This window comes from Cypionkella sp. (genome assembly GCF_030652235.1).
Lineage (GTDB): Bacteria > Pseudomonadota > Alphaproteobacteria > Rhodobacterales > Rhodobacteraceae > Cypionkella.
Genome location: NZ_JAUSBA010000056.1, coordinates 21,641 through 27,640 on the forward strand (window position 1 = coordinate 21,641; position 6,000 = coordinate 27,640).

Below are 6,000 nucleotides of genomic sequence, written 5' to 3' on the forward strand. Positions count from 1 at the left end.
GTTCAGAACCCGGTGACGATCATCGTCAGGCCCAGCCGGATCACATAATCCACCAAACTGAAGAAGGTCGCGGTCAGCGCCGCCATGATGAACACCATCACAGTGGTCAGCATCACCTCGCGGCGCGACGGCCAAGCGACCTTAGCCACCTCGGCGCGGACTTGCTGCATGAACTGGACGGGATTGATCGTTGCCATTTTCGGATTCCGCGCTTTCTAGGATGTTCCCGGCGAGATACGCGCATCACGCCGGGATTTCAAGCGGCAAGCCTAGCCGTGTCGTATGACGGCGGCCGAGTGTTACTCCGCAGCCCTACGTGGCAAACGCCAATTCGGGCGGATGAAGTGGCAGGTATAGCCCGTCGGCAGGCGTTCCAGATAATCCTGATGCTCGGGCTCGGCCAACCAGAACGGCCCGGCAGCGGCGAGCTCTGTCACCACCTTGCCCGGCCAGATGCCGCTGGCGTTCACATCCGCAATCGTGTCCAACGCGACCTCTTTCTGCGCTTCCGACGTATAGTAGATGCCCGAGCGATAAGACGGCCCGCGATCATTGCCTTGGCGGTCCGGCGTAGAGGGATCGTGGATCTGGAAGAAAAACTCCAACAGTTCGCGGTAACTGATCACTGCCGGATCGAAATCAATCGCAATGCCCTCGGCATGTGATCCATGGTTGCGATAGGTCGCATTGGCCACATCGCCGCCGGTATAACCCACCCGCGTCGCGATCACGCCGGGCCGCTTGCGGATCAGATCCTGCATGCCCCAAAAGCAACCACCTGCCAGAATTGCGGTGTCTTGTGTCATTTCACATCCTCCACTTGGTCAATGTATTGGCCATAACCTTCGGCCTCCATCTCATCACGATGCACGAACCGCAGGCTTGCCGAGTTGATGCAATAGCGCAAACCACCGCGGTCGCGCGGCCCATCGGGGAACACATGCCCCAAATGGCTGTCACCATGGGTTGATCGCACCTCGATCCGCATCATCCCCAGACTGCCATCGCGCAACTCGGCGACATGCGCAGGCTCGATGGGCTTGGTGAAACTGGGCCAGCCGCAATGACTGTCGAACTTGTCGCTCGAGGCAAACAGCGGCTCGCCCGAGACGATATCGACATAAATCCCGGGTTCGTGGTTATCGAGATGTTCGCCGGTGCCGGGCCGCTCGGTGCCATTCTTCTGGGTGACGCGAAACTGCTCGGGTGTCAGGGCCGCGATACGGTCGGCGGATTTTGTGTAAGTCGTCATGGCGCACTCCCTTTTGATCCGATGTGGAATATGGGGCGTTGCAGGTATGTTTTCCACTGCCATCGCAGGCTTGTGTAGCACTGCAACAATGGGAAAACAGACCTGGCAGGAGTTGGGGGACTCGAACCCACGACCCTCGGTTTTGGAGACCGATGCTCTACCAACTGAGCTAAACTCCTAAGGCCTGCGACCCGAATTACGGCAGGCCCAAGCGGAAATCAAGGGGGGAATCTGGGTTGGCGCGCAGAAAGAGTGGGGCTATGCACGGCGTCAGCCCAAACCCGGATGCCCCTGATGATTCCCGCCCGCTTTGCCCCCATCGTCTTTGGCCTGATCTTGTCAGGGCTGATGTCTTGCTTTGTCTCGGGTCTCTCGACCTATCGCACGATTGGTCTTGTGGACCATTTCTTGCTGCAATGGATGGGCAACTGGGCGGCCTCTTGGGCGCTCGCCTTCCCGACGGTGCTGGTGATCGCGCCGATCACCCGCCGCCTTGTGGCGCGGTTGGTGCGGCAGGCCTAAGCCGCAACCGGACGATAGCAGCGCACTGCGCCTGAAACCGAATGGCTGATGGTGGTTACGGTCACCGTGGTGCCACTGCGGGTTGTCTCGGTGGTGGTCGCAGGGGAGCTCAGCGCCAACTGAATGGTTTGCACCGGGCCACTGCGGGGCGGGATGTTCTGCTCGATCAGCTCGACCATCCCCGGCGAGATCACGCGGATCACCAAGCCCGAGTGATGCGGCAAGCCCCGCCCCTCGGTGCGGAAATTCTCGGAAAAACTTGTGCCGTCCGGGCTGGTCACGTCAATCCGGGTGGTCTGCGTCCAAGCGAAATTCTGATATTGCACCACATCGCCCGCCTGCAACGCGGCCACATTGATCGCCGTGCCCCAAACATAAGACACGTTCGGGCCAAAATGCGGCGTCTGCGGGATCGAGGATTTGCCCCCCGCCCCGACAATCGCCGCCTCTACCAGCGTCCAACACTCGCCATCGCCATAGCGCCCAGCCTGGCGTTGCGCAAAAGCGATGGCGGTGGCGGCGGCGTAGGGCATGATCTGCTCCGCAGTATGTGATGAAATGCGACAAGTCGGGCTGAAAATATCGGTACCCTCGAATAAATGATAGCAGGTTGCGTGCGACCTGTCTGCGGCGTTGCGCAGGCATCTGGCGTCGAAGCCTCCGGCGGGGATATTTAAGCACAGAGGATGAGCTGAGGTCCTTGGCTTGATCCGGCGAAAAGACGCGTTTTTCGCAGGCATTAGAAAAGTGTTCCACCGCCGCGCGGGCAAATACCACAACATGTTGTGCAAAATGCCCCCAAAACCAAGCTGAAGCACAAGTCATTCCCCGCGGGGAAAGCTGTTCCCCGATCGTTTGCGCCGGATCAGGTGCAATGCAACCACAAGCCTCTCCGCCCCAGACAAAGCACAACGCGCGAGGTTTCCCCCGCACGCCGCTGTCTTTGTCAGGGATCAGATCGTGCCCGCAGTCATCTCACTTGCGATATGATCGGCCTGACGGATCGCCAGCGCCACGATGGTCAGCGTCGGATTTTCCGCAGCCCCGGTGGTGAACTGGCTGCCGTCCGAGATGAACAGGTTGGCAATGTCATGCGTCTGGCCCCATTTGTTGACCACCCCCAGCTTGGGATCTTCTGACATCCGGTTGGTGCCAAGGTTGTGGGTGGATGGATAGGGCGGCGTTGGGAAGGCGCGGGTCGCCCCAACCGCCTCATACATCGCCACACCGCGTGCATAGGCGTGGTTGCGCATGGCGATATCATTCGGGTGGTCCGAATAATTCACATTCGGCGCAGGCAGGCCAAACTGATCCTTGGCATCCGCTGACAGGGTGACGCGGTTGTTTTCCTGCGGCAGATCTTCACCCACAATCCACAGCCCAGCCATGTTTTCATAACTGTCCAAGCCAGAGGTAAATTCACGGCCCCAAGCGCCCGGATCAAGGAAAGCCGCCATGAACGGCAGACCAAGGCTAAGGGTTTCCAGCTCGTATCCACCGACGAAGCCGCGCTCTGGGGCGTGATGCGCCTCGTCCTGCATGATGCCCGCCATCGTGGTGCCGCGCCACATCCGCACCGGTTTGTCGAACACGCCGTACACCGATCCCGTGACATGCCGCATATAGTTGCGGCCAACCTGATCGGACGAATTGGCCAGCCCGTTCGGATACTTCTCCGAAGCCGAGTTCAACAGCAGGCGGGGGCTTTCAATGGTGTTGCCCGCCACGCAGATGATCCGCGCCTTTTGGGTCTGCAATTTGCCATCCTTGTCGAAATATTCGACCGCAGTCACCTTGCCCGCCGCGTCATGCAGGATCTTGGCGACATGGCTGCGGTCGCGGACCTCAAGGTTGCCCGTCGCTTCGCCCTCGGGAATATCCGTATAGGCAGCAGACCATTTCGCGCCCCATTTGCAGCCCTGAAAACAGAAGCCGGTCTGCTGGCAGGCGACGCGGTTGCCTGTGTCGTCCGAGGATTGGATCGCCATCCGCCCGGTATGCACCTGCGTATAGCCCAGCGCCAAAGCGCCTTTTTCAAACACTTTGTAGTTGTTGCTGCCGGGCAGGCCAGGGCGGTTGCCGGTGCGGGTCACGCCCAGCTTTTCCTCGGCCTTGTCATACCACGGCGCCATCTCGGCCCCATCAATCGGCCAGTCGAGCAGATTTGCGCCCTCGACCTTGCCGTAATTGGTCAGCGCCTTCCATTCGTGATCCTGAAACCGGATCGAGGCCCCGGCCCAATGCGTTGTGGTGCCGCCCACCGCTTTGACGATCCATGTCGGAAGCCCCGAGAAATCCTTTGCCACCCGCCAATCGCCGCTGGTGGTGCGGGTATCGGTCCAAGCCAACTGACCAAAGCTTGCCCATTCATCGTTCAGATAATCTTCGGGCAGATAGCGCCCGCCTGCCTCCAGCGCCACCACCTTGACGCCCTTTTGCGCCAACTCGTTGGCCAACACGCCGCCGCCTGCGCCCGTGCCGATGATGACGACCACGGAATCGTCGTTCAGATCAAATTTTGCTAACATGTGTTCGTCCTCCCCTTACAGCCAAGCAATGTCGTCGAAGCCGCGGTCGATATAGCCACCTTTGCTGAAGGACTCGCCCTCATAGCCAAAGATCGGCCAGATCTCTTTCTGGTTATAAAGCCCGGTCACCAGACCAGCCCGAACCTTCTGAAAGAACACGCCTTTTTCAACCGCTTGCAGAACTTTCACCCGGTCCTTCTCCCAGCCAATCGCCAGATACGAGGCATGGCCCTGCGCCACAGCCGCTGCATCCAGTTCCGCGATGCCGGCGGCCACCATGTCTTTGCTGTCTTCGGCGTCATAGCCTTTGACGGCGACCGCGTAGTATTGATCCGCCACCTTGTCATGCGGATAGATATCGCGCGCCATTTGCAAAAGCGTCGCCATCTGATCCGGCGTGATCACGGCAACTTCCAGCGCCCAAGCCGCATCGGGCGCGGCAATAAAGCCCGCCCCCGACACCGCCAGCGCCCATGTCGCCATCGACCGCGACAACAGGGCGCGCCGCGTCATGCCCTTAAGTTGATCTTGCTTCATGTCATCCTCCCTTGAGTGCGTAATGGCCGCGAACTCCCCCCGCGGCCTTGCATTAGCCAAAGCGTCAGCCCGTCAGAGATACCTTCCGCCGCGCTGCACAACTTCGATCTGGTAGCCGTCTGGATCGGCAATAAAGAAGAACCGCGCCACCAGCACATCACCGTTCTTGAAATCCACCAGCTTGCGCGGGGCCAAACCCGCCGCCGTCAACCGCGCATGTTCGGCGTCAAGATCATCGACCGAGACCGCAAGATGGCCGTAGCCATCGCCCAGATTGTAAGGCTCGGTGCGGTCCTTGTTGATCGTCAGTTCCACTTCAAACCCAGATTCCGGGTTAGACATGTAAATCAGCGTGAAGCCGGTAAAATCCAAGCGATCCGCCACCGACAGCCCAAATGCCGTCTGGTAAAACGCAACAGAACGCGCTTCCTGCAGCGCGCGGATCATTGAATGTATTGCCTTGGCCATAACCTCTCCTCAACCGTTCGGTTTTGGTAAGATTACTGAACCAATTTATGGCTAGGGTAGTAGCCCCCTACTACAGCGCAATTTTATTGCTATTCCGCCGCAAACCTTGGCTGCACGTGATCTGGCATCTGGTCGAACTCACCCAGATGAATGGTGCAGGCGCAGCGCAGAAACGAGGTAAAGTTGGGCGCCTCACCATGTTGTTGCAGCACTTCGGAATGAAGTTTCGACAACAAGGCTGGGGTGGTCAGATTTTGCTTGTCTGCCATCGTATCCAAAATCCGCCAGAAAGCGCGTTCCAGCCGGATACTGGTCGACTGGCCGTTCAGCCGCAGGCGGCGGGTGACGGATTCATAACGGCTGGGGCTTTGCCCTGCGAAGATCTGGCACATCAGCTTGTTCTCCCGCGGTTAGGCTAAGTCATCTGCGCCCGAGTCGTCAACGTTTCCGACTTCACGATTGCAAAAGGGCCGCACCTTGCGGCACGACCCTTGCGAAAAAGTAACGCGGTTAGACGTCGATCCTCACTTGATGATTTTCGACACCACGCCTGCGCCGACGGTGCGGCCGCCTTCGCGGATGGCGAAGCGCAGTTTTTCTTCCATGGCGATCGGCGCGATCAAGGTCACGTCGAACTTCAGGTTGTCGCCCGGCATCACCATTTCGGTGCCTTCTGGCAGCTCAACGGTTCCG

The 6,000-nt window shown here is 59.3% G+C and carries 9 protein-coding genes, 1 tRNA gene and 1 pseudogene; 1 reads left to right on the top strand and 10 read right to left on the bottom strand.

Going from position 1 to position 6,000, the window contains the following annotated elements; all coding sequences use genetic code 11:
- Positions 1–2 precede the first annotated feature (2 nt).
- The 4 genes from secE to Q7V03_RS19225 all read right to left on the bottom strand — a co-directional run bounded on the left by secE (position 3) and on the right by Q7V03_RS19225 (position 1,431).
- Positions 3–197: a preprotein translocase subunit SecE gene (secE, locus tag Q7V03_RS19210; protein ID WP_054008073.1), complete on the bottom strand. Its 195-nt coding sequence runs from the start codon at positions 195–197 to the stop codon at positions 3–5.
- Positions 198–299: 102 nt separating this feature from the next.
- Entirely contained in the window at positions 300–806 is a 507-nt protein-coding gene (gene msrA / locus Q7V03_RS19215) for a peptide-methionine (S)-S-oxide reductase MsrA (RefSeq protein ID WP_304927204.1), read from the bottom strand.
- Positions 803–1,252 carry a peptide-methionine (R)-S-oxide reductase MsrB gene (gene msrB / locus Q7V03_RS19220; RefSeq protein WP_304927205.1) on the bottom strand — a complete coding sequence of 150 codons (450 nt, stop codon included), beginning with the start codon at positions 1,250–1,252 and terminating at the stop codon, positions 803–805. Before msrB ends, msrA begins: the two co-directional genes overlap by 4 nt.
- Before the next feature lie 103 nt (positions 1,253–1,355).
- A tRNA-Trp gene (locus Q7V03_RS19225) sits at positions 1,356–1,431 on the bottom strand.
- Between the two features lie 115 nt (positions 1,432–1,546).
- Between Q7V03_RS19225 and Q7V03_RS19230 the strand changes: the two genes are divergently transcribed.
- Positions 1,547–1,774, top strand: a complete 228-nt coding sequence (locus Q7V03_RS19230; protein WP_304927206.1) for a DUF2798 domain-containing protein — start codon at positions 1,547–1,549, stop codon at positions 1,772–1,774.
- Here Q7V03_RS19230 and Q7V03_RS19235 read toward each other — a convergent pair.
- From Q7V03_RS19235 to tuf, 6 genes and pseudogenes are all read right to left on the bottom strand, one after another.
- Positions 1,771–2,307, bottom strand: coding sequence for a hypothetical protein (locus Q7V03_RS19235; RefSeq protein ID WP_304927207.1), 537 nt, complete (start codon positions 2,305–2,307; stop codon positions 1,771–1,773). The two genes, Q7V03_RS19230 and Q7V03_RS19235, sit on opposite strands and share 4 nt — an antisense overlap.
- A 420-nt stretch (positions 2,308–2,727) precedes the next feature.
- Positions 2,728–4,302, bottom strand: coding sequence for a GMC family oxidoreductase (locus Q7V03_RS19240; RefSeq protein ID WP_304927208.1), 1,575 nt, complete (start codon positions 4,300–4,302; stop codon positions 2,728–2,730).
- Between the two features lie 15 nt (positions 4,303–4,317).
- Entirely contained in the window at positions 4,318–4,839 is a 522-nt protein-coding gene (locus Q7V03_RS19245) for a Twin-arginine translocation pathway signal (protein WP_304927209.1), read from the bottom strand.
- Positions 4,840–4,911: 72 nt separating this feature from the next.
- The gene (locus tag Q7V03_RS19250) at positions 4,912–5,307 is read right to left on the bottom strand and encodes a VOC family protein (RefSeq protein ID WP_304927210.1); all 396 of its coding nucleotides are present in this window, start codon (positions 5,305–5,307) and stop codon (positions 4,912–4,914) included.
- Between the two features lie 89 nt (positions 5,308–5,396).
- On the bottom strand, positions 5,397–5,699 hold the full coding sequence (locus Q7V03_RS19255; RefSeq protein WP_304927211.1) for a ribbon-helix-helix domain-containing protein: 303 nt from the start codon (positions 5,697–5,699) through the stop codon (positions 5,397–5,399).
- A 132-nt stretch (positions 5,700–5,831) separates the two neighbouring features.
- A pseudogene (gene tuf / locus Q7V03_RS19260) lies at positions 5,832–6,000 on the bottom strand (elongation factor Tu); the annotation flags it as partial.